This is a genomic window from Streptomyces sp. NPDC058157 (genome assembly GCF_042884105.1).
In the GTDB taxonomy this organism is placed as follows: domain Bacteria; phylum Actinomycetota; class Actinomycetes; order Streptomycetales; family Streptomycetaceae; genus Streptomyces.
The window spans coordinates 1-2,091 of record NZ_JBHVUQ010000405.1 but is presented as its reverse complement, the minus strand read 5'-3'; the positions used below and the strand labels follow the sequence as shown (position 1 = coordinate 2,091).

Here is a 2,091-nt window from a genome sequence, read left to right as displayed (position 1 = left end):
GCGACGGGGTTGCGGAGGGCGCCCAGCCGGCCGACGCGGCGCGCGCGGACCCGGACGGCGTCGGTGCGGTGGAGGCGGGCCGCCGTGTAGGCGGCGAGGGCGGCTGCGATCGGGTCGGGGGCGGCCTCGCCGGCGGCCGGGCCGTCCCGGTGGCCGGGGTCTTCGCCGGGCGGGAGCAGGTGCGCGAGGACCACCGCGTCCTCGATGGCCTGGCAGCCGCCCTGGCCCAGGTTGGGGGCCATGGCGTGGGCGGCGTCGCCGAGCCAGGCGATCCGGCCGTGGTGCAGGGCCGGGAGCGGGGCGGCCAGGTCGTGGAGGTCGTGCCGCAGGACGTCGGCGGGGTCGAGCCGGCCGACGCGTTCCAGCAGGGCCGGGATGGGGTCGTGCCACGTCCCGAACCGGCGCAGGAGCTCCGCCCGCGGGTCGGCCGACCGGGTTCCGGCGGGCAGGACGGCGGTGGCGTACAGGTAGAACCGGCCGTCGGACAGCGGGGTCACCCCGAACCGCGCACCCCTCCCCCAGGTCTCGCTCATCGCCGGGACGTGCAGGTCCGGGGCGTCGACGAGGGCCCGCCAGGCGGTCTCGCCCAGGTGGCGCAGACCGGGGTGGGCCGGGAAGTACGCGCGGCGCAGCGGGCTGTGGATCCCGTCGGCGGCGACCACCAGATCGGCGGGCAGGTCCGGCCCGGCCCCGGTGCGCACGACGGGCCGGGCGCCGGTGTGGTCCACACCGGTCACGGCGGTGCCGTAGCGGACCGCGCCCGCCGGCAGCCCCGCCGCGAGGGCGGCGGTGAAGGCCGGGCGCGGGACGGCGATCGGGGGGACGCCGTAACGGGACGCCAGGGACGCCGTCGTGGTGCGGGTCAGCCACCGTCCTGCGGCGCTGCGCACGCCCATCCAGGCGGGCACCGCGCCGCCGACGGCACGGGCGGCGTCGACGCCGATGGCGTCCAGGGCGCGCAGGGCGTTGGGGGCGAGGCCGATGCCGGCCCCGGTCACCGGCGGTGCGGGGGCGCGTTCGCAGACGGTGACCTCCCAGCCGCGGTGGTGCAGGGCGAGGGCGGCGGTCAGACCGCCGATGCCGGCTCCGGCCACCACCGCGTGTCGCTTCGGCATCCCGCACCCCTCATGCGCGCCGGCGGGGCGCCCTGCGCCGCCGGGCGGAGCCCACTCTACGGCGGGCCGGGGGGCTGGCCGCGGGCCGGGCGGCGGCGGGCGGGCCGCATGACGGCGCGGGCCCGGGGCAGACGCTCTGATCACCGCGAGGAGGCCGCCATGTCGAACCGGCTGCTGCTGAGGACGCACCAGCGGGCCCGTCTGCTGGGCCCGGGCGACCGGCACGAGAGCTGTGACGAACGGGCGGACCGGCTGTGGGGGGAGCTGCTGCACGAGGTGCGCGTGGCCCTGACGGCCGTCCAGCTGCTCCTCGCGTTCCTGCTGGCCGCCCCCTTCACCCAGGTGTTCGGCCACCTGCCGGGCACGGACCACCTGCTCTACGTGGTGTGCGTGGTCCTCGGCGGGGCGGCCACCGGGGCGCTCACCGCTCCGGTGTGCCTGCACCGCCTGGTCACGGGCCTCGGGGTCAAGCCCGAGGCCGTGGTCTGGGCCGCCCGGCTGACCCTGACGGGGCTCGTCCTGCTGCTGGGCATGGTCGCCCTGGCCCTGCTGATCGTGCTGCGCACGGTCCTGGGGGCGTCGACGGCGCTGGTGGTCGACCTGACGGTGGTGGTCTGGTGCACGGGCTGCTGGCTCGTCCCGACGGTGATGGTCCGCCGGGCGGCGGTGCTGCGGCGGGGGATCGCCCTGTAGGACGGGAAAAGGGACGGGTTCCTGCGCATACACCCGGTTCAGGGGGGAAGGCGGCGAGTAGGAAGCTCTGTCCAGGAGGTGAGCACGCATGGCAGCGGGCAAGAAGGCCAAGAACATCGGCAAGGACGCCAAGGGCAAGGTCAAGGAGACCACCGGCAAGGCCCTCGGCAACGAGAGCCTCGAAGCGAAGGGGCGGGCCGAGCAGGCGGCGGCCGACGCGAAGCAGGCCGGCCAGAAGGCCAAGGACGCCCTGAAGCACTAGCCGGTCCGTCCGGCTCCGGCC

The 2,091-nt window shown here is 77.1% G+C and carries 3 protein-coding genes; 2 read left to right on the top strand and 1 reads right to left on the bottom strand.

Annotated elements, in window-relative coordinates; translation table 11 throughout:
* Nucleotides 1-1,115 (bottom strand): FAD-dependent monooxygenase (locus ACFVXK_RS38355; protein WP_389621959.1); only part of this gene is annotated, 1,115 nt, incomplete at its 3' end.
* A 159-nt stretch (nucleotides 1,116-1,274) separates the two neighbouring features.
* Between ACFVXK_RS38355 and ACFVXK_RS38350 the strand changes: the two genes are divergently transcribed.
* Both ACFVXK_RS38350 and ACFVXK_RS38345 read left to right on the top strand, forming a co-directional pair.
* On the top strand, nucleotides 1,275-1,808 hold the full coding sequence (locus tag ACFVXK_RS38350; protein ID WP_389621956.1) for a DUF6328 family protein: 534 nt from the start codon (nucleotides 1,275-1,277) through the stop codon (nucleotides 1,806-1,808).
* Nucleotides 1,809-1,896: 88 nt separating this feature from the next.
* A complete protein-coding gene (locus ACFVXK_RS38345) occupies nucleotides 1,897-2,070 on the top strand; it encodes a CsbD family protein (RefSeq protein WP_358895224.1) in 174 nt (57 codons plus the stop codon).
* The last annotated feature ends 21 nt before the right edge of the window (nucleotides 2,071-2,091 follow it).

Bases quoted from the DNA above. Each gene is read 5' to 3' on its own strand.
- ACFVXK_RS38350 (WP_389621956.1), top strand. From the start codon at position 1,275: ATGTCGAACCGGCTGCTGCTGAGGACGCACCAGCGGGCCCGTCTGCTG.
- ACFVXK_RS38345 (WP_358895224.1), top strand. From the start codon at position 1,897: ATGGCAGCGGGCAAGAAGGCCAAGAACATCGGCAAGGACGCCAAGGGC.